The 26754-nt window shown below is 71.3% G+C and carries 25 protein-coding genes; 19 read left to right on the plus strand and 6 right to left on the minus strand.

Translation table 11 applies throughout. From position 1 onward, the window contains the following. The 4 genes from nhaA (at position 1) to ACYQ1L_RS05615 (ending at position 4213) form a co-directional block, all read left to right on the plus strand. On the plus strand, positions 1-1212 hold the full coding sequence (nhaA, locus tag ACYQ1L_RS05600) for a Na+/H+ antiporter NhaA (RefSeq protein WP_460003255.1): 1212 nt from the start codon (positions 1-3) through the stop codon (positions 1210-1212). Continuing rightward, on the plus strand, positions 1202-1927 hold the full coding sequence (locus tag ACYQ1L_RS05605) for a nucleoside triphosphate pyrophosphohydrolase (RefSeq protein WP_460003256.1): 726 nt from the start codon (positions 1202-1204) through the stop codon (positions 1925-1927). The genes nhaA and ACYQ1L_RS05605 overlap by 11 nt, the downstream gene beginning before the upstream one ends. Before the next feature lie 48 nt (positions 1928-1975). Continuing rightward, positions 1976-3244: a histidine--tRNA ligase gene (locus ACYQ1L_RS05610; RefSeq protein WP_460005761.1), complete on the plus strand. Its 1269-nt coding sequence runs from the start codon at positions 1976-1978 to the stop codon at positions 3242-3244. Between the two features lie 84 nt (positions 3245-3328). Then, positions 3329-4213 carry an SGNH/GDSL hydrolase family protein gene (locus ACYQ1L_RS05615; protein ID WP_460003257.1) on the plus strand — a complete coding sequence of 295 codons (885 nt, stop codon included), beginning with the start codon at positions 3329-3331 and terminating at the stop codon, positions 4211-4213. 43 nt (positions 4214-4256) lie between these two features. Here the strand turns inward: ACYQ1L_RS05615 and ACYQ1L_RS05620 are convergent, their stop codons facing one another. After that, on the minus strand, positions 4257-4796 hold the full coding sequence (locus ACYQ1L_RS05620) for a VOC family protein (protein ID WP_460003258.1): 540 nt from the start codon (positions 4794-4796) through the stop codon (positions 4257-4259). Positions 4797-5025: 229 nt separating this feature from the next. Here ACYQ1L_RS05620 and ACYQ1L_RS05625 point away from each other — a divergent pair, with 229 nt between their 5' ends. Beyond that, complete coding sequence (locus tag ACYQ1L_RS05625; protein WP_460003259.1) at positions 5026-5829, plus strand: helix-turn-helix domain-containing protein; 804 nt, start codon at positions 5026-5028, stop codon at positions 5827-5829. On the opposite strand, the gene ACYQ1L_RS05630 is transcribed toward ACYQ1L_RS05625, so the two are convergent. Together ACYQ1L_RS05630 and ACYQ1L_RS05635 are read right to left on the minus strand one after the other, a co-directional pair. Continuing rightward, positions 5783-7051: an APC family permease gene (locus ACYQ1L_RS05630; protein ID WP_460003260.1), complete on the minus strand. Its 1269-nt coding sequence runs from the start codon at positions 7049-7051 to the stop codon at positions 5783-5785. The genes ACYQ1L_RS05625 and ACYQ1L_RS05630 overlap by 47 nt on opposite strands. A gap of 51 nt (positions 7052-7102) precedes the next feature. After that, entirely contained in the window at positions 7103-7573 is a 471-nt protein-coding gene (locus tag ACYQ1L_RS05635; RefSeq protein WP_460003261.1) for a DUF4442 domain-containing protein, read from the minus strand. 156 nt (positions 7574-7729) lie between these two features. Here ACYQ1L_RS05635 and ACYQ1L_RS05640 point away from each other — a divergent pair, with 156 nt between their 5' ends. From ACYQ1L_RS05640 to ACYQ1L_RS05675, 8 genes are all read left to right on the plus strand, one after another. After that, complete coding sequence (locus ACYQ1L_RS05640) at positions 7730-8089, plus strand: GntR family transcriptional regulator (RefSeq protein ID WP_460003262.1); 360 nt, start codon at positions 7730-7732, stop codon at positions 8087-8089. Between the two features lie 46 nt (positions 8090-8135). Continuing rightward, positions 8136-9209 (plus strand): SdpI family protein, encoded by a 1074-nt coding sequence (locus ACYQ1L_RS05645; RefSeq protein ID WP_460003263.1) that lies wholly within the window; start codon positions 8136-8138, stop codon positions 9207-9209. Then, entirely contained in the window at positions 9202-10242 is a 1041-nt protein-coding gene (locus ACYQ1L_RS05650; protein WP_460003264.1) for a CPBP family intramembrane glutamic endopeptidase, read from the plus strand. The genes ACYQ1L_RS05645 and ACYQ1L_RS05650 overlap by 8 nt, the downstream gene beginning before the upstream one ends. Positions 10243-10273: 31 nt before the next feature. After that, positions 10274-10942 carry an O-methyltransferase gene (locus tag ACYQ1L_RS05655; RefSeq protein ID WP_460003265.1) on the plus strand — a complete coding sequence of 223 codons (669 nt, stop codon included), beginning with the start codon at positions 10274-10276 and terminating at the stop codon, positions 10940-10942. Positions 10943-11019: 77 nt separating this feature from the next. Next, positions 11020-11577, plus strand: coding sequence for a PH domain-containing protein (locus ACYQ1L_RS05660; RefSeq protein WP_460003266.1), 558 nt, complete (start codon positions 11020-11022; stop codon positions 11575-11577). Between the two features lie 97 nt (positions 11578-11674). Then, the gene (locus ACYQ1L_RS05665; RefSeq protein WP_460003267.1) at positions 11675-12799 is read left to right on the plus strand and encodes a 5-(carboxyamino)imidazole ribonucleotide synthase; all 1125 of its coding nucleotides are present in this window, start codon (positions 11675-11677) and stop codon (positions 12797-12799) included. Between the two features lie 155 nt (positions 12800-12954). Next, entirely contained in the window at positions 12955-13422 is a 468-nt protein-coding gene (gene purE / locus ACYQ1L_RS05670; protein ID WP_460005762.1) for a 5-(carboxyamino)imidazole ribonucleotide mutase, read from the plus strand. 5 nt (positions 13423-13427) lie between these two features. Continuing rightward, positions 13428-14876 (plus strand): LCP family protein, encoded by a 1449-nt coding sequence (locus tag ACYQ1L_RS05675; protein WP_460005763.1) that lies wholly within the window; start codon positions 13428-13430, stop codon positions 14874-14876. Between the two features lie 79 nt (positions 14877-14955). On the opposite strand, the gene galE is transcribed toward ACYQ1L_RS05675, so the two are convergent. Further along, positions 14956-15984, minus strand: coding sequence for a UDP-glucose 4-epimerase GalE (gene galE, locus ACYQ1L_RS05680; RefSeq protein WP_460003268.1), 1029 nt, complete (start codon positions 15982-15984; stop codon positions 14956-14958). 139 nt (positions 15985-16123) lie between these two features. Here galE and ACYQ1L_RS05685 point away from each other — a divergent pair, with 139 nt between their 5' ends. Continuing rightward, a complete protein-coding gene (locus tag ACYQ1L_RS05685) occupies positions 16124-17194 on the plus strand; it encodes a glycosyltransferase family protein (RefSeq protein WP_460003269.1) in 1071 nt (356 codons plus the stop codon). A gap of 23 nt (positions 17195-17217) precedes the next feature. Here ACYQ1L_RS05685 and ACYQ1L_RS05690 read toward each other — a convergent pair whose 3' ends face one another. Continuing rightward, positions 17218-18648, minus strand: a complete 1431-nt coding sequence (locus ACYQ1L_RS05690) for a sugar nucleotide-binding protein (RefSeq protein WP_460003270.1) — start codon at positions 18646-18648, stop codon at positions 17218-17220. Further along, on the minus strand, positions 18648-19646 hold the full coding sequence (gene rfbB, locus ACYQ1L_RS05695; RefSeq protein WP_460003271.1) for a dTDP-glucose 4,6-dehydratase: 999 nt from the start codon (positions 19644-19646) through the stop codon (positions 18648-18650). Before rfbB ends, ACYQ1L_RS05690 begins: the two co-directional genes overlap by 1 nt. An 88-nt stretch (positions 19647-19734) precedes the next feature. Here rfbB and rfbA point away from each other — a divergent pair, with 88 nt between their 5' ends. From rfbA to ACYQ1L_RS05720, 5 genes are all read left to right on the plus strand, one after another. Continuing rightward, complete coding sequence (gene rfbA / locus ACYQ1L_RS05700) at positions 19735-20604, plus strand: glucose-1-phosphate thymidylyltransferase RfbA (protein ID WP_460003272.1); 870 nt, start codon at positions 19735-19737, stop codon at positions 20602-20604. Between the two features lie 66 nt (positions 20605-20670). Then, positions 20671-23076 carry an FG-GAP-like repeat-containing protein gene (locus tag ACYQ1L_RS05705; protein WP_460003273.1) on the plus strand — a complete coding sequence of 802 codons (2406 nt, stop codon included), beginning with the start codon at positions 20671-20673 and terminating at the stop codon, positions 23074-23076. A 103-nt stretch (positions 23077-23179) separates the two neighbouring features. Next, the gene (locus tag ACYQ1L_RS05710; RefSeq protein ID WP_460003274.1) at positions 23180-24085 is read left to right on the plus strand and encodes an ABC transporter permease; all 906 of its coding nucleotides are present in this window, start codon (positions 23180-23182) and stop codon (positions 24083-24085) included. Further along, positions 24082-24819, plus strand: a complete 738-nt coding sequence (locus tag ACYQ1L_RS05715) for an ABC transporter ATP-binding protein (RefSeq protein WP_460003275.1) — start codon at positions 24082-24084, stop codon at positions 24817-24819. The genes ACYQ1L_RS05710 and ACYQ1L_RS05715 overlap by 4 nt, the downstream gene beginning before the upstream one ends. Beyond that, on the plus strand, positions 24816-26744 hold the full coding sequence (locus ACYQ1L_RS05720; RefSeq protein ID WP_460003276.1) for a DUF6541 family protein: 1929 nt from the start codon (positions 24816-24818) through the stop codon (positions 26742-26744). The genes ACYQ1L_RS05715 and ACYQ1L_RS05720 overlap by 4 nt, the downstream gene beginning before the upstream one ends. The last annotated feature ends 10 nt before the right edge of the window (positions 26745-26754 follow it).

Genomic DNA, 26754 nt, shown 5'->3' on the forward strand with positions numbered 1-26754 from the left:
ATGAGCCGCACGACTCGCCTCCTGAGATCCCCGCAGTTCCCCGCGATCCTGCTGCTCGCGACAGCCGCACTCGGACTGCTGCTGGCGAACCTGCCCACGCACGACGCGATCGCGGGGGTCCTCCACGCGCATCTGGGCGTCTCCGGCACGCCCCTGGATCTGTCCGTGTCGCACTGGGTGTCGGACGGGGTGCTCGCGATCTTCTTCTTCGTTGTCGCGCTCGAGCTGCAGTACGAGTTGACCCGCGGCGAGCTGAACAGCGTGCGCGTCGCCGTCCAGCCCGCGATCGCGGCGGCGGGCGGCATCCTCGTGCCCATCGCGCTGTACCTGCTCATCGCGAGCGGCGGTCCCAGCGCCACCGGCTGGCCGATCCCGACCGCGACCGACATCGCCTTCGCCCTCGGCGTGCTGGCCGTGTTCGGACGGGGGCTGCCGTCCGCGGTGCGCGCATTCCTGCTCGCGCTCGCGATCCTCGATGACATCGTCGGGATCGTGTTCATCGCCGTGCTGTTCGCGCACGGCCTGAACCTGCTGCTGCTCGCGCTCGGCGTCGTCGCCGTTGCCGTGTTCGCGGTGCTCAGCCGCCTGCGCCGGCGGGACGGATGGTCCCGGCCCGTGGTCGTCGTCCTCATGGTGGTCGTCGGGATCGTGACGTGGTGCCTGTTCGCGGCGTCCGGGGTGCACGCGACCATCGCCGGAGTCATGCTCGGGCTGGTGATGGCCCCGCGCGTCGCGGATCCGACCCGGCACACCCTCGAGCCCTGGGTGAACGGGCTCGTGCTGCCGCTGTTCGCGTTCGTCGCCGCGTTCGTCGTGATCCCGCAGGTGCCCCTGAGCGAGCTCTCCCCGGCGTTCTTCGCGATCCTCGTCGCGCTGCCGGTCGGCAAGCTCGTCGGCATCGCGGCGTTCGGCGCGGTCGCCCAGACGATCCGCCCTCGCGGCGCCCCGCCGGCGATCCATTTCCCCGACCTGCTCGCGGCGGGCGCCCTGGGCGGCATCGGGTTCACGGTCTCCCTGCTGCTGGCCAATCTGGCCTTCGCCGCGGATCCGGCGGTGCGGGATCAGGCGATCCTGGCGGTGCTGCTGGGCTCGGTGATCGCGCTGCTGGTCGCGGCGGTGCTCGTGTCGTGGCGGGCGAAGGCACACCGCGCTCTCGGGGATGCGGAGGAAGATGATCCCCACGAGGTCGAGGAGGGCGGAGATGGACGCTGATGCCGCAGCGGGCGCGGATCCGCTCCGCGCGGCCGCAGAGGTCATGCGCCAGGTGCGCGAGCGGTGCGTGTGGTCGCAGGCGATGACGCACCGCGAGCTCGTGCCGTACCTCGTCGAGGAGTCGGCGGAGCTCATCGACGCCGTGGAGCGGGATGACCGCTCCGAGCTCCGCGAGGAACTGGGTGATCTGCTCTGGCAGGTGCTGTTCCACGCGGCGATCGCGGCGCAGGATCCGGACGACCCGTTCGACATCGACGACGTCGCCCGCGCGCTCACCGAGAAGATGACCCGGCGTCACCCGCACGTGTTCGGCGACGCGATCGCGCACACGCCGGAGGAGGTGCTCGTGCACTGGAACGCGGCGAAGGCCGCCGAGAAGCACGAGCGTCGCAGCGTGCTGGACGGCATCCCCCCGGGCATGCCCGCGCTCGCACGCGCGCAGAAGATCCTGGGCCGCGCTGCCAAGGCCGGCATCGAGGTCGTCGAGGACCCCGCCGCTCACGCGCACGAGGAGCCGCCGTCGGCGATCGTGGGGCCGACGCCGGCGCCCGTGCTCGAGGCGGCGCCGCTCGACGAGGCGCAGCTGGGCGACCGCCTGCTGGAGCTGGTGGCGGAGGCCCGCGCCCACGGCTGGGACGCCGAGCGCGCCCTGCGCGTGCGGATCCGGGCGCTGGAGGACGAGGTGCGCGCCGCCGAGGGATCCGAGCAGCCCTGACCGACCTGGAAGAATGGATCCGTGGCAACGGTCAATCCTCCGCGCGGGATGCGCGACTTCCTCCCTGCCGACAAGGCGCGTCGTGAGCGTGTGCTCTCCGTCATCCGCGAGCGTTACCGCGCCCATGGCTTCGACGAGATCGAGACGCCCGTCGTCGAGGAGCACGACCGCCTGCATGCCGGCATCGGCGGCGACAACGAGAAGCTCTCGTTCAACATCCTTCGTCGCGGCCTGGATGCCGAAGCGATCAGCGCGGCCGCCGAGGACCCCGCGGCGCTGAGCGACCTCGGCCTGCGGTACGACCTGACCGTTCCGCTCGCCCGGTTCTACGCGACCAACCGCGGCCAGCTGCCGGGCGTGTTCCGCTCGATCCAGATCGGTCCGGTCTGGCGCGCCGAGCGGCCGCAGAAGGGCCGCTACCGCCAGTTCGTGCAGTGCGACATCGACATCATCGGCGATGACTCGGCGCGCGCCGAGGCCGAGCTCATCGTGGCGTCGCTCGACACGATCGACGCGCTCGGGCTCACCGGCGGCATGGTGCGGGTGAACGACCGCCGTGCGCTCGACTGGATGCTCGACTCCTTCGGGTTCGAAGAGGCGGAGCGGCCCGGTGTGCTCATCACGATCGACAAGCTCGACAAGATCGGGCCCGACGGGATCGTCGCGGAACTCCGCGAGCGCGGTGCGACGGCGGCCGCCGTGGACGCGTTCCAGGCCTTCCTGCGCCGCCCGCAGACCCTCGAGTACAACCCGTACGGGGAGAAGCAGATCCGCAAGGCGCTGCCCGAGAACGCGCCCGATGAGCTCGTCGCCCACCTCGTCGGCCTCGGCGAGGCGGTCGCCGCCGCACGCCCGGCGGCCGAGGGCATCGACCCGATCCCGCTGCAGTTCGACCCGTTCCTCGTGCGCGGGATGGGTTACTACACCGGCACCATCATGGAGCTCGCGCACCCCTCCGTGCCTTACTCCCTGGGCGGCGGCGGCCGCTACGACGGCATGATCGGCCGCTTCCTCGGGCAGCAGGTTCCGGCGGTGGGCTTCTCGATCGGCTTCGAGCGGATCGTGGACCTGCTGGAGTCCGCCGACGACGCGGCCGGTCAGGCCGTCGTGCTCGTGCATGACGCCGACGTGCCCGTGGCCGAGCTCGTGGCGCACAAGGCCGCGCTCATCGCGGACGGGGCCCGCGTGCGGCTGGAGCGGCGGACGAAGAACCTCAAGGCGCTGCTGGAGCGCGCCGCGGCCGACGGCTACACGGCGTTCGCCGCCGTGCGCGCGGGAGACACGGTGGGGACGCTCGAGGTCAAACCGCTGTCCTGAGGGCGGCCGCTCGCGACGAAGGGCGCCCCGGATTCGTCGCCGCGCGGTCACGCGCCGTTCACCCGGATGCGGTGTGATCGGGGCATGCACGCGCGCGACGCCGATCGGATCCGCTCCGCGTCCGTCGCCTCCGGTGCGGCCGGGCTCGCGATCGCCGGCACCGTGGTGGCGGTTCGGATCGCGCTCGCGCGGCAGGCGCGCATCGCACGGCGCCGGATCGGCAAGCCGCTGGGGGAGGACGCCCTCGACGCCGACCGGGTGTGGCGTCCGCGCCTGCCCGGGGAACCCGTGGACCTCCTGCTCCTCGGCGACTCCCTCGCGGCGGGCCTCGGCGCCCAGCGGCGCAAGGACACCCTCGGCGGTCGGCTCGCCAAGGGGCTGGCTCGTCGCATCCACCGGCCGGTGCGCCTGCGCACGGCGGCGATCGTCGGATCCGAGTCGACCGACCTGGACGCTCAGCTCGCCGCCCTCGAGGCGGACTACCTGCCGCACGTCGCCGTCGTGGTGGTCGGCGGCAATGATGTGACGCATCGGATCCCGGTCTCGCTCTCGGTGCAGCACCTCGAGGACGCGATCGGGTGGCTGCACGCCCTCGGTGCGGGCGTCGTGGTCGGCACCTGCCCCGACCTCGGAGCGCTCCGGCCCGTGCCGCAGCCGCTGCGGTCGATCGCCTCGCGGATGTCGCGCCGGCTGGCCGCGGCCCAGGCGCAGGCGGCGATCGAGCACGGCGCCACCGCGGTGGATCTGCGCAGGGCGGTCGGCACCATGTTCTTCGACGAGCCCGAGGAGATGTTCAGCCTGGACCGGTTCCACCCGAGCGCGCTCGGCTACCGCCGCACCGCGGACGCGCTGCTTCCCGCGGTGACGGCGGCAGCCGAGGAGGCGCTCGCCCAGGGCGGGCCGGGCGCCGCCGGCCGCGCGGCAGCCTCAGCGACGGCGGAGGACGCGGTCCGCGCCGCGACGCGCTGACCTGCTGCAGCGGTCGGAGCGGCGCCGCCCGGCTCGGCGCCGCTCAGCTCTGCGGGGCGCTGAACGACGCGGCCCACTCGGCCACGCGCGCGGCGCTCTCCTGCTCCGAGAGGTCCTCCACGCGGGTCATGATCGACCAGCGCACGCCGAACGGATCCCGGATGCTCGCGTAGCGGTCGCCCGAGACGAAGGTCGACGGCGCCTCGCGCACGGTGGCGCCGGCGGCGACCGCCCGTTCGACGACCGCATCGACGTCGGGCACGTAGAGGCCCATTGAGTAGCAGTCGGCATCGCCCGCCGGGGCAGCGATCAGTCCGTACTCCGGGTTGGGGTCGCCCAGCTGCAGCACGCCCAGGCCGAAGTCGAGGTCGGCATGCGCGACCACGCCGCCGAACTCGGTGACGTCGACGACGCGGGCGCCGAAGACGTCGCGGTAGAACTCGATCGCACGGCGGGAGTCGGGGATCGCCAGGAACGGGGTGAGGGAGGTCGCTGAGTTCGGACGGCCGTTCGTGGTGTACCGGCCGGTCACGCCCGTGGTGCCGGCGGCCGTGGGGTTCGTGGTGGGGGTGTCTTCGCTCATGCCTCCGACGGTAGGCGGCCGCGCAGCCGGGACGCTTGCAGATTCGCGCCACATGCCGGGGGCGGTCGCCGAGGGGGAGCGGATGGGGCGCGTCCGTATCGTTCAGGTCGCAGTTTCGGTCCCAAACCCCGGATCTTGGCGCAGAAAGTGCGACCTGAGCGAAGGTCGCGGCAGGATCGGGTGGCCGGGCGTCCTTCGCGGTGTCCGCGCTGCCCTCTACGCTCGAGGCATGGTCGACCCCACGCGCGGCGTGCTCTATCCGGCGCGTCTGCCGCAGTTCCACCGGCTGCCGCCGACCCCGGACGCTGCGGAGGTCGTGGAGTGGTGCTGGATCCCCGAGTGGGACATCGAGCCCGGTCGCTCCTCGCGCCAGGAGCTCGTCTCGTACCCGGCGCTGAACCTCGTCGTCGAGTCGGACACCGTGGGGGAGCCGCGCGCGGTGCTGTCAGGCGCGACCACGCGCGCCACCTCGCGGGACCTCACCGGCCGCGGCTGGGCCGTCGGCGCGCTGCTGCGGCCGGCAGCCGTCGCGGCGCTCACGGATGCGCCGAGCGCGTTGCTCGACCGGCTCGAGCCGTTCCCCGCGCCAGGCCTGCCCGAGGCGGTGGCCCGGGCCATGGCGTCGGGTGAGGGGCACCGCGAGCGCGCGGTCGCCGTGCTGTGCGCCTGGCTGCGGAGCCGGGTCGGCGAGGTTCCCGCGCCCGCGCGGCACGCCAACGCGATGGCGCAGCTGCTGATGTCCGACCCGTCGGTGCGCACCCCCGAGCAGGCTGCAGCCCGACTGGCCGTCTCCGTGCGCACCCTGCAGCGGATGGCGCACCGCCACGTCGGCCTCTCACCCGCCGCGATCATCCGCCGGCGTCGGCTGCAGGAGGCGGCGGAGCTGATCCGCACGGATCCGCAGGCGGAACTGGCGGACGTCGCGGCGGAGCTGGGCTATGCCGACCAGGCGCATCTGGCGAACGACTTCCGCGCGGTGCTGGGCTTCACGCCTTCGTCGTACCGCTCCGCCGCCGGTCCCGGGCGATCCTGATCGCCCGGAGGGCGACGCCCACGGCGACCACCCCGGCCCCGATCAGCACGGAACCCGGCGGGAGCGTCGCGACGAGGAGGATGCAGCCGAGCGCGCCGGTGACGGGCAGCGGCGCCGGCCACCACCGGGTCCGCCGTTCGCGCGTCGCCGCCCGGTCCCGGGCCAGCGCGCTCACGTTGGCGACGAAGTAGTACAGCAGCACGCCGAGCGAGGAGAACCCGATCGCGCCGCGCAGATCCGCGACGGCCACGACGGCGATCACGACGACCCCGGCCGCGAGCTGCGCGCGCCGGGGCACGTGGTGCCGCGGATCGATCGCGGCCAGCGCCGACGGCAGGTCGCGTTCCCGCGCCATCGCCAGCGACGTGCGCCCGATTCCCGACAGTAGGGCCAGCAGCGCCCCCGTCGCCGCAGCAGCGGCGGCGACCCGGACGGCCGGAGCGGCCCACGCCCAGCCGGCCGCGTCGACGACGCCGACGAGTGGCGCGGAGGAGCCCGCGGCCGCCCCGCCGAGCGTCAGCGCGACCGCACTGCCGACCAGCGCATAGATCACCAGCACGGCGGACAGGGCGAGCACGACGGCCCGGGGGATGGTGCGCGCGGGATCGCGCACCTCCTCGCCCATGGTCGCGATGCGCGCATATCCGGCGAACGCGAAGAAGAGCAGCCCCGCGGCCTGGAGCACGCCGTATCCGGTGCCGCCCGGGAGCGGTGCGGGGGAGGCCGCCGGCAGGGCTGCGCCCGCCGCGGCCAGCACGACCACGAGGCCGAGCAGCGTCACCGCGACCAGCGCCTGGGTGAGGCGGGCGGTGCGGGTCACGCCGAAGGACGTGACCGCGGTGAGCAGCGCCACCACGCCGATCGCGACGGGCTTCTGCCACGCCGCGGGCGCGACGTAGGCGGCGACGGTCATCGCCATCGCGGCGCAGCTCGCGAGCTTGCCGATCACGAAGCACCAGCCTGCGACGAAGCCCCACCACGGGCCGAGCTCCGCGCGCCCGTACGCGTAGGCGCCGCCCGAGACGGGGTGCGCGGCGGCGAGCCGGGCGGACGAGGTCGCATTGCAGTACGCCACGATCCCGGCGATCACCAGGGCGATGAGCAGGCCGGATCCGGCGGTCCCGATCGCCGGACCCCACACGGTGAAGACGCCGGCGCCGATCATGGATCCGAGGCCGATCGCGACGGCGTCGGCGAGGGTCAGGCGGCGGGCGAGGGGCATGCCTCCATCATCCGGGATCGGGGGGGCATCCAGGATCCGCGCGGCGCTCGATCACGCCTTGGCCGCGGTGACGCGCCTCTTCTCCCGCACATAGACCTCGCGGCGCACGAGCGCCACGACGTCGCCCGAGCGATCCGTGATCTCCGTCTCGAACCACTCCAGCACCTTGGCGCCGCCCTCGGCGCGGGCGCGGATGGCGGCGACCCGTTCCTTCGGCACCTCGAAGCGCGCGGTGAGCACGCCGCGGCCGGGCTTGAGGAACTCGATCTCGCCGCGGGTGTCCCACACGACGTAGTCGCGGCCGAGCTGGTGCATCACCAGCATGAAGAAGTACGGATCCGTCATGGCCTGCATGGATCCGCCGAACGCGGTCTTCACGTAGTTGCGGGTGAAGACGTTGACGTGCAGCTCGACAGTCGCGCCGGTCCAGTCCTCGCTGAAGCCGCGGACGCGGATGCCGCTGAAGAGATTGGGGATCCAGAGGCTCATGCCCAGGGCCAGGCGACGGGGTGTCATGCGCATGCTGCCAGTGTCGGTGCTGCGCCATGCCGAGGCGGAATCGACGGGACCCCTTCCACAAATCGGCCCCGCCCGTGCGGATTCGACGCGATCCCTCCCACAATTGATCTAGTTGTAATAGAATAACTGCGTACGAGAGATCATGGCGGGAGGTGCGGGATGCTGATCCGGATCGACGCCGACAGCGCGCGCCCGCTGTTCGAGCAGATCGCGGCATCCGTGCGCGCGGAGGTGCTGGCGGGGCTTCTGCGTCCCGGTGACCGTCTGCCTGCTGCGCGCGAACTGGCCTCCGCGATCGACGTGAACGTCCACACCGTGCTGCGCGCGTATCAGGAGCTCCGCGACGAGGGGCTGGTGGACCTCCGGCGCGGTCGTGGTGCCGTGCTCTCCGCCAGCGCGGCGCCTCTCGTCGAGGTCGCCGACGACATCACGGAGCTCGTCCGGCGCGGCGCAGCGCTCGGGCTCACCCCCGCGACGCTCGCCGCGCTCGTCGCCGCGCAAGGGGCGGGGGAGCGATGAGCGCCCGGCCGGGTCGAGCGCCTGGACGCAGAGAGAGGAAGCGGGCATGAACGATCGCACGGATCCCGTCACGCAGGACGTGACGGCCGTTCCGAGTCAGGAGCTGAGGCGTGCGCGACTGATCGCGCTGGTCGTGGGCGTGGCGCTCCCGCTGCTGCTCTCCGGGGCCGTGATCGTGCTGATCCTGTCCTGGCTGCCGGAGCTGCCCTCTCCCGCCGTCACGCACTGGGGCCCGGCCGGTCCCGACGGCTACGGTCCGCCGGTCACCTTCGTGTGGCTGGCGGTGCTGCTGGGCTTCGTCCTGCCCGCGACGATGACGGTCGTCACCCTGCTCGGCGTGCGCGACCACTGGGGCGGCGCCGCACGGCTGATGGCCTCGATGGGACTGGGGATCTCGGGTCTGAGCGCGGTGATCGCGCTCAGCGCGGTGGGCATGCAGCGCGGTCTCGCCGACGCCGCTCGTGCGCCCGATGCGGGGTGGTGGATGGTCGGCGCGTTCGCGGCCTTCGTGGTGCTCATCGGCGTCGGGTGGCTGGTGCAGCCGCACGTGCATCCGGCCCCTGCGGCTCCGCTGCAACCCGTGCACATCGACTCGATCGCCCGCGGGGAGCGCGTGGTGTGGCTGGCGACAGCCAGCCTGTCCCGGCCGGCGGTGATCCTCGTCTCGCTGATCGTCGTGCTCGTGGTCGGCGTCACCGCGGTGATGGCGATCCGATTCACCGATCGGATCTGGATCCCCGTGCTCACACTGGTGCTCATCGGCGGAGCGTTCGCCTCGTCGGCGTCGTTCCGGGTGCGGGTCGGGCCCGACGGGCTGTCGGTCCGCTCGCGGATCGGCTTCCCGCGCGTGCACGTGCCGCTCGAGGACGTCGTCTCGGTCCGCGCCGTCGACGGCAACCCGTTCGGCGAGTTCGGCGGCTTCGGCTGGCGGCTCGGCCTCGACGGGCGCACCGGCATCGTGCTGCGCCGAGGGCCCGCGATCGAGGTCGAGCGCCGCGGCAGGCGCCCGCTCGTGGTCACGGTCGACGGCGCCGCGGTGGGTGCGGCGGTGCTGGATGCGTATCTGGATCGCGCGCAGACGACCGCCGGGCGTGAGAAGGGCGGTGCGGATCATGACTGACGAGCTGCGGGCGAAGAGCGCCCCGACCGACGCCGGAGAAGCGAGCGACGCCGGAACAGCGACCGACGCAGCAGAGCCGGTCCGCATCGGCGCGGGCCCGATCGTCGCCTACGTGGTGCTGGCGTGCGGTCTGGCGTGGTTGGCCGTTCTGCCGCTCTGGCTCGGCGACGGGCTGCGGGAGCCCTATGCGGTGCCCCTCATGGCGGGGGTGATGTACACCCCGGCACTCGCGGTGCTGATCGTGCTCGCGGTGCTGCGCCCGATCCCGAGGGGTTCCCGGCTGCGCTTCCTGGGGCTGTGGCCGCTCCGACCCGCGAAGCGCGTCGTCGGGATGGCCGTGATCGGCCTGCTGGGGCCGCCGGTGCTCGTGCTCGCCGGCACCGCGCTTTCGGTCCTGTGCGGATGGCTGACGGTCGACCTCGCCGGATTCTCCGGGTTCGCTGGACTCCTCGCCGCCAAGGTCCCCGCGGGCACGCCGCTGCCGGCCACCGGCGTGCTGATCGCGGCGCAGGCGGCGAGCATCCCGATCGCCGGAGCCACCGTCAACGCCATCGCCGCCTTCGGCGAAGAACTCGGCTGGCGCGGCTTCCTCGTGCCGGCGCTGCGCCGGTGGGGCACCTGGCCGGCGCTCGTGGCGAGCGGGATGATCTGGGGGCTGTGGCACGCGCCGCTCATCCTGCTCGGGTACAACTTCCAGCGCGCTGACGTGACGGGCGTGCTGCTGATGACGGGCGGATGCGTGGTGCTCGGCGTGCTGTTCGGCTGGCTGCGCCTGCGGTCCGGCTCGCTCTGGCCTGCCGTCTTCGCGCATGGCGCGTTCAACGCGTCGGCCGCGATGCACCTCTGGTTCTTCGCCGCCGGGTCGAAGCCGGATCCCGCTCTGGTACTGCCTCTCGGCGTCTCCGGCTGGATCGTGGGCACCGCGGTCATCGTCGTCCTGATCGCGATCGGCCAGTTCCGCCGGCAGCCCGCGCTCGCCGCAGACCGCCCGCGAACCATGCCATCGACGCTCCCGCCCGCCCGAGGCTCTTGATCCTCATGCCGGAAGCGGTGAAGCTGGGCGCATGGCTGAACCGACCCTCGCGAACTGGCGCGCCGCAGACGACTACCTCGCTGAGACCCTGGTGGGCCACGACCCCGCGCTCGAGGCCGCGCTGACCGCGCAGCAGGAGGCGGGGATGCCGGCGATCGAGGTCGCTCCCGTCAGCGGCAAGCTGCTGAACCTGCTGGTGCGGATCTCCGGTGCGCGGCGAGTGCTCGAGATCGGCACGCTCGGCGGCTACTCGACGATCTGGATGGCGCGGGCGGTCGGCGACGGCGGACGCGTCGTCACGATCGAGGCGGAACCCGCCAACGCGGCCGTCGCGCGGGCGAGCATCGATGCCGCGGGCGTCGGCGACCGGGTCGAGATCCTCGTCGGGCGAGCGGCGGACGTGCTGCCCGGGCTCGCGGATCCGGGACCCTTCGACCTCGTGTTCATCGACGCGGACAAGGAGTCGAACACGATCTACCTCGACTGGGCGGCCCGCCTCGGCCACCCCGGGACCGTCGTGATCGTCGACAACATCGGACGCGACGGCGAGATCGTCGACCCCGCGTCCGCCGATTCCAAGGTCGTCGGCACGAGGGCGGGGCTCGAACTGCTCGGCAGCGACCCGCGCTTCGACGCCACCGCATTGCAGACCGTCGGCGTCAAGGGCTGGGACGGCGTCGCGATCGCGCTCGTGGTCTGACCCGCGGACCCGCGCCGGCTCCGGACACGCCCTCCCCGGGCGGCGCCGATGGCGCCGGAACGGGTCAGAATGGACGCGTGACCCAACCGGTGAGCCTGAGCGGGCGGCCTCTGACGCCGCCGCCCGGCGTGCCGGCCGAGGAGCGCCTGATCGCGCGGTTCCACCCGCACGCCCGGCATCTGTTCTGGTCCGCGCTCGTGCTCATCGCGGTCGCCGGAGCGACGGGCTACTTCACCGGGAACCTTCCCGCGCCCATCGCCGGCTGGGCGAAGGACTGGATGCTGTGGGCTGCGGCAGGCGTGATCGTGCTGCTTCTCGTCGTCGTGCCGTACTTCTCGTGGCTGGCGCGCCAGGTCACGATCACCACACGCCGCGTGATCGTGCGCGACGGCATCGGATCCCGCAGCAGCACCGAGATGTCGCACACCCGCGGCTACACGATCACGGTGCGCCGGGGCCCGCTGCAGCGCATGGTGGGCGCCGGCACGATCCTGCTCTCGAACGGCGTGGACGCGCCGCTGCGCCTGCGCGACGTGCCGAACGTCGCCCTCGTGCAGGAGACCCTCGCCGACCAGATCGAGGTGGGCCAGATCCTCGCGCACCGCGACGCGCAGGCCGCGAGCTTCGGAGCCTGAGCGCGAACGCTCCGCCCGACCAGCGATCGCGGGTTCCCCGGGGGAACCGGCCGCCTGCGCGCATGCGGAAGAATGGATGCCGAGGAATGGAGATCCGATGGCGTTGCGTGTGGGTGTGATCGGCGGCGGACAGCTGGCGCGGATGATGATCGCTCCGGCGGTCGAGCTGGGCATCGACATCCGGGTGCTCGCGGAGGATGAGGGCATGTCCGCCCAGCTCGCCGCGACCGCGGTGGGCGACTACCGCGATCTGGACACCGTGCGCCGTTTCGCCGCCGACGTCGACGTCATCACGTTCGACCACGAGCACGTGCCGCAAGAGGTGCTGCGCGCCCTCGTCGCCGACGGGGTGGCCGTGCACCCGGGGCCCGATGCGCTGCGGTTCGCCCAGGACAAGCTGGATATGCGCGCCCGCCTCGCCGAGCTGGGCGCCCCGCAGCCCGACTGGGCCCGGGTCACGGACCTCGCCGAGCTGCAGGCCTTCCTCGATGCGCACGGCGGACGCGGCGTGGTCAAGACCCCGCGCGGCGGCTACGACGGCAAGGGCGTGCGCGTGGTGTCGGCCGCCGAGGAGGCAGCCGACTGGTTCGCCGCTCTGGCGGACGGCGACGCGCTGCTCGTCGAGGAGCTGGTGCCGTTCGTGCGCGAGCTCGCCCAGCAGGTCGCCCGGCGCCCGGGCGGCGAGTCGGTGTCGTACCCCGTCGTGGAGACCGTGCAGAAGGGGGGCGTCTGCGCCGAGGTGATCGCGCCCGCGCCCGGCGTCGACGCCGCGCACCTCGCCGAGGCCGCCCGCATCGGCCGCGAGATCGCCGAGGGGCTCGACGTCACGGGCATGCTGGCCGTGGAGATGTTCCAGACCGCGGACGGGCGGATCCTGGTGAACGAGCTCGCGATGCGCCCGCACAACTCCGGGCACTGGAGCCAGGACGGCGCCGTGACCGGACAGTTCGAGCAGCACCTGCGTGCGGTCGCCGATCTGCCGCTCGGGGACACCGCCCCGCATGCGGACTGGTCCGTGATGATCAACATCCTGGGCGGACCCGAGGGGGCGGAGATGCTGGATCGCGTCCCCGCCGCGCTCGCCGCCAGCCCGAACGCGAAGGTGCACACCTACGGCAAGGCGCCGCGCCCCGGTCGCAAGGTCGGGCACGTGAACCTGAACGGATCCGACCTCGAGGCCGTGCTCGCCGAGGCCCGCGCCGCGGCGGCGGCCTTCGCCTGACGCGCTGAGCACCGATCCCTGAGCCTGTCGAAGGACCGGAGGCGACGCTTCCACGCCCCAGCGCGCCGCAGCGGGGTTCTCACAGCCGGCCCCCGTACCCTGGACGGGTGACTGGGACACTGCACGCATCCGCCGCGCCCCTCGTCGGCGTCGTGATGGGATCCGACTCCGACTGGCGCGTGATGAGCGCCGCCTCCGAGGCGCTGACCGACTTCGGCATCCCGCACGAGGTCGAGGTCGTCTCCGCCCACCGCACGCCCGAGAAGCTGCACCGCTACGGCACCGAGGCGCGCGAGCGCGGCCTGAAGGCGATCATCGCCGGCGCCGGCGGCGCCGCGCACCTGCCCGGGATGCTGGCCTCCGTCACGGCCCTTCCGGTGATCGGCGTGCCCGTGCCGCTCGCGTACCTGGACGGCATGGACTCGCTGCTGTCGATCGTGCAGATGCCCGCGGGGATCCCCGTCGCCACGGTCTCGATCGGAGGTGCACGCAACGCGGGCATCCTCGCCGCGCGGATCCTCGGCACCGCCGATCCCGCCCTCGCCGACCGGATCGAGTCCTATGCGCGGGATCTCGAGGCGCAGGTCGAGGAGAAGAACCGGCGGCTGAAGGACAGCCTGTGACCCAGATGCTCACCAGGCCCGGCGTGGTCTCCGCCTCGAGCGCGGGACTCATCCGCACCCGGCCGATGCGCGACCCCGATTTCGGCTCACCCGCGGTGATGACCCGCCGCGGCTGGTGGCTCGTCGTGCTCAACGTGCTCATCCCCGGATCCGCGCAGGTGCTGGCGGGCAACCGCCGGCTCGGCCGGTTCGGTCTCGGCGCCACGCTGGTGATGTGGGCGCTGGTCGTGGTGACCGCGCTGACCGCTCTGCTCTGGCACCAGGCGCTGCTGTGGTTCACCGTGGGCGGCGGCTGGGTGAGCTGGATCGTGCTGACCCTGATCCAGGTGCTGTGCTTCGGGTACATCGTGCTGTGGGTGGTGCTCACCTTCGACACGCTGCGCCTGGTGCGGCTCGTGCGCACCAAGGACTACGCGAAGATCGCCATCCCGCTCGTGGCCGTGCTGGTGCTCGGCCTCTGCGGCAGCGCGACCGCGTCCGCCGCGAACATCGTCGGCTCCAGTCGTACGGCGATCAGCACGCTGTTCGGATCCGGCGGGCCGAGCCTGCCGCCCAGCGACGGCTACTACAACGTGCTGCTGCTCGGCGCGGACAGCGGTCTGGGGCGCGACTCGATGCGCTACGACAGCATCTCGGTCGTCTCGGTGAACGCGGAGACGGGCAAGACCACGATCTTCGGCATCCCGCGCGACATGCCGCATGTGCCGTTCGCGCCCGGGCCGATGCACGACCTCTACCCGAACGGCCTGCAGGCGCACGACGACGAGACTTGCGGCTGGGGGAGCGGGATCAACCAGCTCACCAACGCCGTGGAGACCTGCCACACCGGACCGTCCCTCTATCCGGACGCGAAGAAGCATGGATCCCGTCCCGCCGTCGAGGCGACCAAAGATGCGGCCGAGGGCGTACTGGGCATCAAGATCCCGTACTACGTGTTCCTCGACATGAACGACTTCGCCAAGCTCATCGATGCGCTCGGCGGCGTCGACATCACCGTGAAGGAGCGACTCCCCGAGGGCAACGTGCCGGAGTGGGGCGGTCCGGACAACGCCGATGAGTGGGCGACGGGGTGGATCGAGCCGGGGCCGCAGCACATGAACGGGGACACCGCCCAGTGGTACGCGCGTTCGCGCTACACCACGAGCGACTTCGACCGCATGCGTCGCCAGCGCGAGCTGCAGGACGCACTGCTGAAGCAGTTCACGCCGCAGAACGTGCTCACGCACTTCAACGAGATCGCCGCGGCGGGCACCTCCGCGGTCGACACCGACCTGCCGCAGGACAAGCTGCCCGAGTTCTTCGACCTCATGATGAAGGCGAAGAAGCAGAAGCTCACGACGATCGACCTCACCCCCGCGAACGGCGTGGACGAGTTCGAGCCCGACTGGAATCAGATCCACGCGATGGTGAAGCAGGCCCTGCACCCGGAGCCGACGCCGACGCCGACCAACTGACGGGACGATCCGGCGATGTGAATGCCGGATCCCGTCCCTGAGCCTGTCGAAGGGCCGGATCCGCTCCCTGTGGTGGCGGTCAGGGAGCTTCGGCCGGCTCGTATCCGCGGGGGTTCGCAGACTGCCAGCGCCAGGTGTCCGCGGCCATCTCCGCGATGCCACGCCGTGCGCGCCAGCCCAGTTCCTTCTCGGCGCGCGTCGTGTCCGCCCACGCCTGAGCCAGGTCGCCCTCGCGACGGGGAAGCACGCGGTGCGGAATCGATCGGCCCGAGGCGCGCTCGAAGGCGGCGATGAGCTCGAGTACGGATGTGGCGCGCCCCGTTCCAAGGTTCCAGGCGCGGACGCCGTCATGAGTGCGCAAGTGCTCCAGCGCTGCGACGTGCCCCTCAGCGAGGTCGACCACATGGATGTAGTCGCGTTCGCCGGTGCCGTCCACGGTCGGGTAGTCGTCACCGAAGACGCCGACCTCGGCGAGACGACCGACCGCGACCTGTGCGACGTAGGGCGCGAGGTTGCTTGGGATACCGCGGGGATCTTCGCCGATGAGCCCGCTCTCGTGTGCGCCCACCGGATTGAAATAGCGAAGCAGCGCGATTCGCCACCGCGGATCCGCCTGCGCGAGGTCGGTGAGGATCCGTTCGATCATCACCTTGGTTTGTCCGTACGGGTTCGCAGCGTCGAGCAGACCACCGTCCTCACGGTAGGGGACGCTCTGGTGGTCGCCGTAGACGGTCGCCGAGGAGGAGAAGACGAGGGTGCGCACCTCGTGCCGCTGCATCGCGTTCAGCAGCGCGAAGGTCGTGCCGAGGTTCTCACTGTAATAGCGCAGAGGATCCGCCATGCTCTCGCCGACCGCCTTGAGACCGGCGAAGTGGATGACGGCCTCGGGTCGCTCCGCTGCGAAGACCGATTCGAGGGACCCCTCATCGGCAAGGTCCAAGCGATGCACGCGCGGCGCTCGTCCGGCTATCCCGGCGACGCGCTCGAGCGAGACTGGCGAGCTGTTGGCGAAGTTGTCGACGACGATGACGTCGTCTCCGCGCTCGAGCAGGGCGAGGACGGTGTGGGATCCGATATAGCCGGCCCCGCCGGTGACGAGAACGCGCACGTGTGCTCCTTGGCTCTGGACGGTTCTTCGATGCTACTGGGTCCGTATCCACGCCCCCGAGGCGCACCGGCGGCGACGGGATCGGCGGCTCCGTGGAGCGCCTCGGTGGCGCGCCGCTGCCGCTCGATAGGCTCATCGCATGGCTGTGCTGCGGGTGGTGCTCGATCAGGAGAACGACGTCGTGGATCCTGATCAGGCGGACGCCGCTCGCTCGCTGGTTCTGGCGCTCGCGGCGACTTCCCCCCCCAAATGCGAGATCGAGGCGATCGTCCCGTCCGGCGGTGACGGCGTCGTCGACGGCGCAGACACCGTGCATCGACTCGCCCTCCCGCGCCGAGAGCTCGGCGTCGCCTGGCAGCTCGGGATGGTCGCGGGCGTCGGCGGCGGGATGATCCACGCTCCTTCGCTGTTCGCCCCGCTCGCGAAGCACGACCGGATCAACGACTACGACCAGACGGTGGTCACCGTCTGGGATCTGCGCCCGTGGACCGCGCCGGAGCAGCTCCCGCGCGCGAGCGTGCTGTGGCAGCGCGGCATGCTGAAGCGAGCGGCCAGACATGCGGACGCCGTCGTCGTTCCCACCCACGCCATGGCCGATCAGCTCACCGACCTGGGCGCTTTCGGGGACCGCGTGCGAGTGATTCCCGGAGCCGCGGCGGAAGGCTTCGCGATTCCGCTCGATGGCGCCGAGCGCCGTGACGCCCTCGGTGCTCCGGCTCGCTACCTGGTCGCCACGGGAAGCGCGGACACTCTGGAGCCGGTGTTCGCCGCTGCCGCCGCGGTCGATGCCGATGTGTTCGTCCTGGACGCGCCGGACGGGGCGGCTCCTTCGATCGCCGAGGTCGCGGTGGCAGTCGGGCTCGAGGCGCCCCGCGTGCACATCACGGCGCGGCTCGACACGCCGGACCGAGCCGCCCTGCTCGCCGGGGCCGTGGCGTTCACGGCTGCCGACGGCTCGGCGGCGTGGCCGTGGCGCATGATCGAGGCTCTGACCCTCGGGGTCCCCGTGATCGCCGCGGACAGCAGAGTGCACCATGACGTGCTCGCCGAGGGGGGGCTGCTGGTGACAGCTGACGGATTCGCCGCGGCCGTGCGCGATGCAGCAGGGGAGGGAGCGCGGCGACTGTCGGTGCTTGCGGCGGATCGCTCGCGCGCGTACTCGTGGACCGGATCCGCCGAGCGCGTCTGGACGTTGCATGCGGAGCTGTGACGGCCTCGATGTCGTGACGGCCGTCAGTCCGTGGTCGATCGCAGGTGCCGCAGGTACCGGTCCAGCGACTCGAGGTGGTCCGCGGTCGTGACTCCCGCGGCCTCGAGACGGGCGAGGTCGAGCACGCTCCAGCGCGGGCGCGGAGCTATCGGGGTCGGCGAGGACGCGAAGTACTCTTCGGTGCTGACCTCAGAGATCCGTGAGGGGTCGTGACCCGTCGCTCGGAAGACTGCGCGAGCGATGTCCGCCCACGTGGCGGGAGCACCGGATCCCGTGACGTTGTAGACGCCATAAGGCGCATTCGACTTCAGCAGATGACTGATCGCCCCAGCCAGTTCCGGCGCGAATGTGAGGCGCCCGGTCTGGTCGTTCACGACCTTCGGATCGGCCCCGCGCTCGGCAAGTGCGGCGAGGGTCCGCACGAAGTTCTTCCCCTCGCCGACCACCCACGACGTGCGCACAACGTAGTGCCGCGGAGCGGTGGTCGCGGCGATGTCGCCAGCGGCCTTGGTCTGCGCGTACACGCCGAGCGGTGTCAGAGGGGCGTCCTCCCGGTAGGGGCGGTCGGCTGTGCCGTCGAAGACGTAGTCGCTCGACACGTGCACGAGCGTGATGCCGTTCTCTGCGGCGATCCGTGCGAGCCGCGCCGGCCCCTCCGCGTTGGCGGCCCATGCGTCGCGACGACCCTCCGGGGTCTCTGCGAAGTCGACGGCGGTGTACGCGCCGGCATTGATGATCGTGGCGTAGTCGCGCCAGCGACGGGCGTTGCGCAAGGCGGGATCGGTCAGATCGAGGTCGGCACGGGTGGCGTACTCGATGCGGGGAGCTTCGCCGAGTTCGGCCCGCAGAGCCCGCCCGAGCTGCCCGTCAGCACCGATCACGAGAGTCTTGCGAGGCGCGATCGGGATCACCTCCGCCAGGCGGGGATGGTGCTTATCCTTCTCGGAGATCTCTGCCGCGGAGAGAGGAATCGGCCAGGCGATCGAGGCCGTCTCGTCAGCCAGATTGAGGAACGAGTACGACGCGTCCGGTGACCAGTGATCGTTCACCAGATACGTGTATGCCGTGTCGGGCTCGAGCGTCTGGTACGAGTTGCCGACGCCTCGCGGGACGAAGACCGCCCGCGACGGATCCAGCTCCGTCGTGAAGACCGTGCCGAAGGTTGCGCCTTCGCGCAGGTCCACCCACGCGCCGAAGATCCGGCCGGTCGCGACCGAGACCCATTTGTCCCACGGCTCTGCGTGAATGCCTCGCGTCGTGCCCACGGCGTCGTTGAACGAGATGTTGTTCTGCACCGGACCGAAGTCCGGCAAGCCCAGCGCCGCCATCTTGTCGCGGTGCCAGTTCTCCTTGAACCATCCGCGCGCATCACCGTGCACCGGCAGTTCGACGACGATCATGCCAGGGATCGGCGTGTCGACGAATTGGAGCTGTTTGCCGAACTCGACCACCATCACTGCCCCTTGGTGGCGTAGAACGCCTCGGTGGCGTCCTTCGACGGCGCCCACCAGGCTTCGTTGGCCTTGTACCAGTCGATCGTGGCGGCGAGCCCCGACGCGAAGTCGACGTACTGCGGGGCCCAGCCGAGCTCGCTGCGAAGCTTGGTCGAGTCGATCGCGTAGCGCAGGTCATGGCCCGCGCGGTCGGTGACATGATCGTACGCGTCGCGCGGCTGGCCCATCTGCTCGAGGATGAGCTCGACGACGTCCTTGTTGCTGCGCTCTCCATCCGCGCCGATCAGGTAGGTCTCACCGATGCGCCCCTTCTCGAGGATCGTGAGCACCGCAGACGAGTGGTCGTTCGCGTGGATCCAGTCCCGCACGTTCTCGCCGGCGCCGTAGAGCTTGGGGCGGGTGCCGCGGATCACGTTGGTGATCTGGCGGGGGATGAACTTCTCCACGTGCTGGTACGGGCCGTAGTTGTTCGAGCAGTTCGATATCGTCGCCTGCACCCCGAACGAGCGTACCCAGGCGCGCACGAGCAGGTCGGATCCGGCCTTCGTGGAGGAATACGGAGAGGACGGGTTGTACGGTGTGCTCTCGGTGAACCGCCCCGGGTCGTCGAGTTCCAAGTCGCCGTAGACCTCGTCGGTCGAGATGTGGTGGATGCGGCGGTCGTGCTTGCGGGCCGCTTCGAGCAGCGTGTACGTGCCGATGATGTTCGTATCCAGGAACGGGCGCGGGCTGTGCAGCGAGTTGTCGTTGTGCGATTCGGCGGCATAGTGCACTACAGCGTCGGAGTCGGCAACGAGCGTGTCGACGAGTTCCGCATCGGTGATGTCGCCGTGCACGAACGTCACCCGGTCCTCGGGCAGGCCGTCCAGGGACGCACGATTGCCGGCATAGGTCAGCGCGTCGAGCACAGTGACGTGATCGTCGGTGTTCTCCACCACGTGGTGCACGAAGTTCGCACCGATGAATCCGGCGCCCCCGGTCACGAGCAGTCTCCGCATGAGTTACAGGGTAGTGGCGGCGGACGACTTTGCTCGGCGACGCGTTTCATGGGGTGCACCGTAGATGCCATGCAGGACAATGGGCCGCATGCGTGGAATCATTCTCGCCGGCGGGAGCGGCTCGCGGCTGCATCCGATCACGCTGGGAGCCTCGAAGCAGCTCGTCCCGGTATACGACAAGCCGATGATCTACTACCCGCTGTCGACGCTGATCCTCGCGGGCATCCGCGACATCCTCGTGATCACGGCTCCGCACGACGCCGAGGCGTTCCAGCGCCTGCTCGGCGACGGCTCCCGGTTCGGCGTCTCCATCACCTACCGGTCGCAGCCCTCGCCGGACGGGCTCGCCCAGGCCTTCCTCCTCGGCGAGGAGCACATCGGCGCCGAGCCCGTCGCGCTCGTGCTCGGTGACAACATCTTCTACGGCCAGAGGATGGGCACCCAGCTGCGCCGATTCGCCCGTCCCGACGGCGGCGTCATCTTCGGCTACTGGGTCGACGACCCCTCCGCCTACGGCGTGGTGGAGTTCGACGACGAGGGCCGCGTCGTGTCGCTCGAGGAGAAGCCCGCCCGCCCGAAGAGCAACTACGCGGTGCCGGGGCTCTACTTCTACGACAACGAGGTCGTCGAGATCGCGAAGGGCCTGCGCCCCTCGGCGCGCGGCGAGCTCGAGATCACCGATGTCAACCGGGAGTACCTCGCCCGCGGCCGGCTCCAGGTGCAGGTGCTCACCCGGGGAACGGCCTGGCTCGACACGGGGACGTTCGACTCCCTCGCCGAGGCGACGGACTTCATCCGCACCGTGCAGAAACGGCAGGGGCTGTCGATCGGCGCGCCGGAGGAGGTCGCCTGGAGGATGGGATTCCTGAGCGATGATGAGCTCAGGGAGCGCGCCGAGCCGTTGCGGAAGAGCGGCTACGGCGGCTATCTGCTCAAGATCGTCGCTCAGGGGCGCTGACGCGACACGAACAGCGGAGTCGCTCCACCACTGGCAACATGAGGCGACATCCGTCACACTTGTCACATGACTCGTCGTGCCCCCCGACGCCCCCGACTCATGCCCTGGACCCAACGGGTCGTGACGGGCGTGCTCGCCGTCGTGCTGCTCGCAGCCGGCGTCTCCGCGGTGGCGTCGCCCGCCACCGCCGTCGGCGGGCCGGTGAAGAGCACCCTGGTCGGCTTCACCCCGGGCAACATCATCAGCGACGCCGTGTTCACGGATTCGTCCACGATGTCGGCCGCGCAGATCCAGGCCTTCTTCAACGCGAAGGTGCCGACCTGCCTCGGAGGATCGGATCAGTACGGGCCGATCGTCTGCCTCAAGGACTTCCGCCAGGACACGCCGACCCGGGCCGCGGACAACTACTGCAGCGGATACTCGGGCACGTCGGGCGAGACCGCCGCCCAGATCGTCTACAAGGTGGCGCAGTCCTGCCGGATGAACCCGCAGGTGCTGATCGTGATGCTGCAGAAGGAATCCGGTCTGGTCACGCACGTCTGGCCCAGCGCCTGGTGGTATGCGCAGGCGATGGGGCAGGCGTGCCCGGACACGGCGCCCTGTGACCCCTCGTTCGCCGGGTTCTTCCAGCAGGTCTACGGTGCCGCGCGGCAGATGCAGATCTACATGGAGGGCCGCTACTTCACCTGGTACGCGCCCGGGAACACCTGGAACATCCTGTACAACCCGAACACGGCGTGCGGCAGTTCGCCGGTGTACGTCGCGAACAAGGCCACCTCCGCGCTCTACTACTACACGCCCTATCAGCCGAACGCCGCGGCGCTCGCCGCGGGCTACGGCGAGAGCGACGCCTGCGGCGCCTACGGCAACCGCAACTTCTACAACTACTTCACGGACTGGTTCGGGTCGACCCAGCTCGGCGGATCCGCGCCGCCCACGATCGGATCGTTCGACCGCGACGCGTACATCGTGGCCGCCAACGGCTCCGGGGGGATCTACGCCTACCCGTACCGCAGCGGACGGTGGGGCTCTCCGGTCAGCCTCGCGACCGTCGCCGGCGCGACGCGCGTGATCCCGGTCGGCGATCTCGACGGCGACGGCCACCGCGACCTCGTCGTCACCACCGCGAGCGGCGCGTTCGTGCTGAACGGCGACGGCAGCGGCGGGTTCGCGGCGCCGCGCAAACTGTCCGTCGACTGGTCCCGGGCTGTTCAGATCACCGCGGCGGGCGACTTCACCGGCGACGGCATCCCCGACGTGTTCACGGTCGACGCCGCGGGCCTGCTCTGGCTCTGGCCGGGCACCGTGAACGGCGACTTCGGCGCGCCCCGCCAGGTCGGCAACGGCTGGTCGACGATGAAGCCGATCTCGGGCGGAGCGGACGTCGACGGGGACGGGGTGCCCGATCTGTACGCGCGCGACGCGGCGGGCAGCCTCTTCGTCTACTACGGCGCCGCGGGATCGACCTGGAAGGGCAGCGCGAAGGTCGGCTTCGGCTTCGGCGGCATGCCCTCGATCTTCCAGAGCGGCGACGTGACGGGCGACGGGATCACCGACGTCGTCGCCATCACCTCGGCCGGCGCGGTCGCCCTGTACAACGGCGTGGGCGGCGGATCGATCGCCAACGGCCCCGTGTCGGGGAACGGCTGGGGCGTCATGGCGTCCGTGAGCGGAGCAGGGCCCGTCGTGACCGGTGCGCGCTCCCTCCCGGCGACGGCGGGCGTCGGGGACGTCGACTCCGACGGCGCCCGCGACGTGGTGGGACTGAGCTCGGCGGGCGCGCTCACGCTCTACCGCGGCGACGGCGCCGGGGGATGGCGGGGGACGATCGCCGCGTCGAGCGGCTGGAGCGCCAACGACCGGCTGATCCCGCTCGGCGACTTCACCGGCGACGGCCGACCCGATGTCGGCGCGATCCGGCCCGACGGCAGCTTCTGGCTCTACCCGGGCGCCGGCGACGGCACGTACGGGACGCCCCGGCAGATCGGGCAGGGATGGGGCGGCATCGACATGCTCGTCGGCGGGATCGACTTCGACGGCGATCGCGGCCTCGACGTGATCGGCCGCGCCTCCAACGGCTCCCTGATCCTGTTCCGCGGGGACGGGCACGGGGGCTGGATCGGATCGAGCACGATCGGCAACGGCTGGGGGATCGCGACCGCGCTCCTCAACGCGGGCGACATCGACGGCGACGGGCGTTCGGACGTCCTGATGCGCCGCACGGACGGATCCCTGTGGATCTATCCGACCAGCGGCGCGGGCGGCTGGCTGGCGCCGCGTCAGGTCGGCAACGGCTGGGGCGGGATGACCGCGCTCGTCGCGCCGGGCGACTTCGACGGCGACGGCGCCCCCGATCTTCTGGCGCGCGACGGGAACGGGCAGCTGTGGCTCTACGCCGGGGCGGGCGGAGCGACGTGGAAGGCGCCCCGCCTCATCGGGTGGGGCTGGCAGATGTTCACCCAGCTCGGCTGAGCGCTCCCGCGGCCGCCCGGCCGTGCCCGCAGCGGAAGCGCGGGAGCCCTCACCTAGAATGGTGAGGCTTCGCCGAAGCGCCCGAACCCAGAGAAAGCCCTCGTTGAACAGCACACCCGATCTCTTCTCGACCGTCCCGCGGACGGCGTTCGACGTCCCGGGACGCAGCCATGGCCTGCTGGACGTCGTGCGGTGGCGGTACCTCCTGCAGCTGCTCGTGCGCACGGGCGTGACGACCCGGTATCGCAACTCGGTGCTGGGGTGGACGTGGTCCTACGTCCGTCCCGCGGCCCAGTTCCTCGTGTTCTGGATCGTCATGGGCATCTTCCTGTCGCTGCAGAGGGGCATCCCCAACTACGCGGTGTACCTGTTCTCGGGCATCATCGTGATCAACCTCTTCTCGGAGGCGTTCAAGAACGCGACGACGTCGATCGTCGGCAACGCGGCCCTCATCCGGAAGGTGTTCCTTCCGCGTCAGCTGTTCGCGGTGTCGGCCGTGATCGTCTCCCTCGTGCACTTCCTGCCGCAGGTCGCCCTCCTCGCGGTGGTCGTGCTCCTGCTCGGCTGGGTCGGCCATGCGACGCTGCTCATGCTCGGCGCGATGCTCGCGGGCGTGGCCGTGGTCAGCCTGTTCGCCCTCGGCCTGGGCCTGTTCTTCGGCGCCCTCAACGTGCGCTACCGCGATGCCGAGAACATCGTGGAGCTCCTGCTGCTGCTGGCCACCTGGGCGTCGCCGGTGCTCTATGCCTGGCCGATGGTCGAGAAGGCCGTGCACGAGCTCGGATGGCCGCGCTGGGTGCTGGAGCTCTACATGCTCAACCCGATCACGCAGGGCGTCGAGCTGTTCCACTACGCCTTCTGGCGGCCCACGACGACCGACCCGGTGATCCCCCTGCCGCCGGGGCTCGGCTGGAACACGCTCTGGGCGTTCCTCATCTCCGTGGGCACGATCCTGATCGGCCAGCTCGTGTTCCGCCGTCTCGAGGGAAGGTTCGCGCAGGACCTATGATCACCGAACCCACGCTGCGCCCCAGCGTCGTCGTCGACGCGGTGCACAAGAAGTTCACGCTCAACCACGCGTTCTCGTTCAAGGACACCGTGGTCTCGTGGATCCGTCGACGCAAGACCACCTCCACGTTCGAGGCGCTCAAGGGGCTGGATCTCGTCATCAACGAGGGCGAGTCGGTCGCGATCCTCGGGCGGAACGGATCCGGCAAGTCCACGCTGCTCAAGCTCATCTCCGGCGTGATGGAGCCCGATGCGGGCGAGGTGCTCACCCGGGGCCGCGTCGCCGGCCTCATCGAGGTCGGCGCGGGGTTCCACCCCGAGCTCTCCGGCCGCGAGAACGTGTTCCTGAACGCGGCCATCCTCGGCATGAAGCGCAAGGAGATCGAGGAGCGCTACGAGGAGATCGTCGCGTTCAGCGAGATCGAGGAGTTCATCGACCAGGAGGTCAAGCACTACTCCTCGGGGATGTTCATGCGCCTGGCCTTCTCCGTCGCCATCCACGTCGAGCTCGACGTGCTGCTGGTCGACGAGATCCTGTCGGTCGGCGATGCGCCGTTCCGCGAGAAGTGCCGGCTCAAGTTCATCGAGCTCATCGCCGCGGGCAAGACCCTCGTCGTGGTCAGCCACGACATGGAGATGGTGCGCGAGCTGTGCACCCGCGCGGTCGTCATCAACAAGGGATCGCTCGTCTACGACGGCGACGTGGAAGGCGCGATCGCGCTGGTCGAGGAATGATCGGCGACTGGCTCGCGCAGGCAGCGCCGTTCGCGCTCACGGCGGCGCTGTTCTTCGGGCCGGGCGCGCTGATCGGGTCGGGCCTCGGGCTGCGCGGGCTCCGGCTCTGGTCCTCGGCCCCGGGGATCTCCGTGGGCCTCCTCGCAGTGCTGGCGGTCGTGTACTCGTGGCTCGGCGTGGCCTGGCGCCTCCCCGCCGTCGCGATCGGCGTGCTCGTGATCGCCGCGGCCGTCTGGATCGGTTCCCTCGCGCTGCATCGCGGACGTCGACGCCCTCAGGCCGAGGAGGACCACGGACGCCGGGGCCGCGCCCTTCTGCTGGCCGGCCTGGCGGTCGGCTTCGTGCTGAACGCCGCGCGGCTGATGACCTATGTCGGCCTGCCGACGGCGATCTCGCAGACCAACGACGCGGTATTCCACCTGAACGCGCTGCGCTGGATCGCCGAGACCGGATCCGCCTCGTCGTTCACGCTGAACGGGCTGGTCGGCGCGACCGGGTTCTACCCGGCGGGGTGGCACGCCGTGGCGTCGCTCGTCGGCACGGACGCGGCGGGCGCCCCGATCGCCGCGAACATGGTCGCGCTCGTCATCGCGGCGCTCGTGTGGCCGCTGGGCATCGCCGCGGCGACGCGCGCGTTCGGCATCGCCGACCGGAGCGCCGCCGCGTTCGCCGCCGCGCTCTCCGGCGGGCTCCTCGTGTTCCCGCAGCTCATGTTCGAGTGGGGCGTGCTCTACCCGTACGCGCTCTCGGTCGCGCTCGTGCCCTCGGCGGTGGCGCTCACGATCGACGGGATCCGCCGGATCCCCGTGTCCGTGGAGCAGTCGGTCGCGCTGCTCGTCGGCGCGTCCGGGATCGTCGTCGGCATCGCCCTCGCCCAGCCGTCCTCGGTGCTGGTCTGGGGGCTGTTCGTCTGGATCTGGGGGCTGTTCGGCCTCTCGGGCGTCGTGGGCAGGCGTGCGCACCTGGTCGCCACCGGCGGCCTCCTCCTCGGCGGCTCGGCGCTGGCGGCGACCTGGACCTACTTCGCGTGGTCGCTCGGCCCGGTGCTCTGGCGCTCCTACCGCTCCGTGCCGGGCGCGGCGCTCGACGTGCTCGCGAACAGCCAGTCGGGGGTGCCCGGCGCCCTCGCCATGAGCGTGCTGATGCTCCTCGGCCTGGTGGACGCGGCGCGTCGTCGCCGCTCGCGATGGCTCGTGGCGCTGTGGGGCATCCTCGCGCTGCTCTACGTGCTCGCCGTCGCGACCGACCTGCCGGTCGTCAAGCGGATCCTGACCGGCCCCTGGTACGGCGACTCCTTCCGGATCGCCGCGCTCGCGCCGCTCGTCGTGGTCCCGCTCGCGGCGATCGGCCTCGCGGCGGGGATCCGCGCGGTGGCCGGGCGTCTGCCGGTGCGCCGCGGCGCGCTGCTGCCGGGCGCGGCGCTGGCCGCGGCGGCGGTCCTCGGAGCGGCCGTGGTCGTCGCCGTCCCCGTCGTCCAGCTCCGGATCGGCGCGGACGTGGATCTGCAGTCGCGCTACGCCATGAACGCCCGCAGCTATCTGAGCACGGACGAGGACCGGCTCCTGAAGCGGCTGCCGGATCTCGTCCCGGCCGACGCCCTGCTCATCGGGAACCCCTCGACCGGGACGGGCTTCGCGTATCTGATCTCGACCCGCGACATCGTGGTCCGGACCTGGTCGCCCCCGCAGACGGAGGCGTGGCAGACCCTGGCGAAGGGCCTGCGCGACGCGGCGGAGGACCCGAAGGTGTGCGCGGCGCTGCACGCATACGGCGACCCCGGCTACGTGCTCGACTTCGGTCCGGGATCGACGGGGCCGGGCCAGTACGTCATGCCGGGCATGACGGACTTCGCGGGCCGCGACGGGTTCGAGAGGGTCGCGCACGAGGGCGACGCGTCGCTCTGGCGCATCACGGCCTGCCGCTGACGTCCCCGTC

It is taken from the genome of Microbacterium xylanilyticum, assembly GCF_054654695.1.

Bases quoted from the DNA above. Each gene is read 5' to 3' on its own strand.
- ACYQ1L_RS05690 (WP_460003270.1), bottom strand. From the start codon at position 18,648: ATGGTGGTCGAGTTCGGCAAACAGCTCCAATTCGTCGACACGCCGATC.
- ACYQ1L_RS05620 (WP_460003258.1), bottom strand. From the start codon at position 4,796: ATGAGCGAAGACACCCCCACCACGAACCCCACGGCCGCCGGCACCACG.
- ACYQ1L_RS05625 (WP_460003259.1), top strand. From the start codon at position 5,026: ATGGTCGACCCCACGCGCGGCGTGCTCTATCCGGCGCGTCTGCCGCAG.
- ACYQ1L_RS05630 (WP_460003260.1), bottom strand. From the start codon at position 7,051: ATGCCCCTCGCCCGCCGCCTGACCCTCGCCGACGCCGTCGCGATCGGC.
- ACYQ1L_RS05705 (WP_460003273.1), top strand. From the start codon at position 20,671: ATGACTCGTCGTGCCCCCCGACGCCCCCGACTCATGCCCTGGACCCAA.
- ACYQ1L_RS05655 (WP_460003265.1), top strand. From the start codon at position 10,274: ATGGCTGAACCGACCCTCGCGAACTGGCGCGCCGCAGACGACTACCTC.
- ACYQ1L_RS05650 (WP_460003264.1), top strand. From the start codon at position 9,202: ATGACTGACGAGCTGCGGGCGAAGAGCGCCCCGACCGACGCCGGAGAA.
- ACYQ1L_RS05675 (WP_460005763.1), top strand. From the start codon at position 13,428: ATGCTCACCAGGCCCGGCGTGGTCTCCGCCTCGAGCGCGGGACTCATC.
- rfbB (WP_460003271.1), bottom strand. From the start codon at position 19,646: ATGCGGAGACTGCTCGTGACCGGGGGCGCCGGATTCATCGGTGCGAAC.
- rfbA (WP_460003272.1), top strand. From the start codon at position 19,735: ATGCGTGGAATCATTCTCGCCGGCGGGAGCGGCTCGCGGCTGCATCCG.
- ACYQ1L_RS05615 (WP_460003257.1), top strand. From the start codon at position 3,329: ATGCACGCGCGCGACGCCGATCGGATCCGCTCCGCGTCCGTCGCCTCC.
- ACYQ1L_RS05640 (WP_460003262.1), top strand. From the start codon at position 7,730: ATGCTGATCCGGATCGACGCCGACAGCGCGCGCCCGCTGTTCGAGCAG.
- nhaA (WP_460003255.1), top strand. From the start codon at position 1: ATGAGCCGCACGACTCGCCTCCTGAGATCCCCGCAGTTCCCCGCGATC.
- ACYQ1L_RS05610 (WP_460005761.1), top strand. From the start codon at position 1,976: ATGCGCGACTTCCTCCCTGCCGACAAGGCGCGTCGTGAGCGTGTGCTC.
- purE (WP_460005762.1), top strand. From the start codon at position 12,955: ATGGGATCCGACTCCGACTGGCGCGTGATGAGCGCCGCCTCCGAGGCG.
- ACYQ1L_RS05605 (WP_460003256.1), top strand. From the start codon at position 1,202: ATGGACGCTGATGCCGCAGCGGGCGCGGATCCGCTCCGCGCGGCCGCA.
- ACYQ1L_RS05685 (WP_460003269.1), top strand. From the start codon at position 16,124: ATGGCTGTGCTGCGGGTGGTGCTCGATCAGGAGAACGACGTCGTGGAT.
- ACYQ1L_RS05715 (WP_460003275.1), top strand. From the start codon at position 24,082: ATGATCACCGAACCCACGCTGCGCCCCAGCGTCGTCGTCGACGCGGTG.
- ACYQ1L_RS05635 (WP_460003261.1), bottom strand. From the start codon at position 7,573: ATGCGCATGACACCCCGTCGCCTGGCCCTGGGCATGAGCCTCTGGATC.
- ACYQ1L_RS05665 (WP_460003267.1), top strand. From the start codon at position 11,675: ATGGCGTTGCGTGTGGGTGTGATCGGCGGCGGACAGCTGGCGCGGATG.
- ACYQ1L_RS05720 (WP_460003276.1), top strand. From the start codon at position 24,816: ATGATCGGCGACTGGCTCGCGCAGGCAGCGCCGTTCGCGCTCACGGCG.
- ACYQ1L_RS05645 (WP_460003263.1), top strand. From the start codon at position 8,136: ATGAACGATCGCACGGATCCCGTCACGCAGGACGTGACGGCCGTTCCG.